The organism is Zoogloea sp., assembly GCF_023150065.1.
GTDB lineage: Bacteria > Pseudomonadota > Gammaproteobacteria > Burkholderiales > Rhodocyclaceae > Zoogloea.
Map to the genome: position 1 here is coordinate 1 of NZ_JAKLLN010000140.1, position 651 is coordinate 651.

Sequence of the window (651 nt, forward strand, 5' to 3'; positions counted from 1 at the left end):
GACTCATCTCCACCTCGACCCGCCTCACCGCAGCCACGGCGGCATCGAGCGCCGCGCTGGCCTGCGCCGCCGAGCCCGCGGCCACCCGCAGCTGCAGCGTGGTGCCCAGTGCGACCAGGCTGCGCTCATGCCAGCGCAGGCCTGCCGCTGCTGCGCCGCGGGCGGCCAGGCCCAGGGCGGCACCGATGAAGGCGCGGCGCGCCGGCACGGCTGGGGTCATCGCGCGCCTCCGGTCAGTGGCAGGGGATGGATCGGGATGGTACGGCCCTTGCGCGCGGCCAGGATGCGCGGCGCGCACAAGGCATCGCTGTCGTGGATGGCCACGCAGTCCAGGCATTGGAAGCACTCGTCGTAGTCGATCGCACCGGCCGCGGAAATGGCCTGATATTAGCAGCGGTGCCGGCAGGTCTGGCAGGGCTGGCCGCATTCGACACGGCGCGGCAGCCAGGCCCACCGCCGCAGGCGACCCAGCACGGCCAGGCCGGCACCCAGCGGGCACAGGTAGCGGCACCAGGCCTTGTAGAGGAAGGCTCCCAACACCACCAGGCCTGCGGCCCAGGCCACGTAGGGCCAACTGCGCACGAAGTTCAGCGTGATCGATGTCTTGAAGGGCTCGAACTCCACCAGCCGGTCCGTCCAGGGGGCGCTGAC

The 651-nt window shown here is 72.0% G+C and carries 2 protein-coding genes; both read right to left on the reverse strand.

Going from position 1 to position 651, the window contains the following annotated elements; translation table 11 throughout:
* Positions 1-220, reverse strand: a 220-nt coding sequence (locus tag L6Q67_RS23910) for a hypothetical protein (RefSeq protein WP_296576124.1), incomplete at its 3' end; no start/stop codon positions are given.
* 167 nt (positions 221-387) lie between these two features.
* The coding region (locus L6Q67_RS23915) for a 4Fe-4S binding protein (protein ID WP_296576127.1) at positions 388-651 on the reverse strand (264 nt) is incomplete at its 5' end.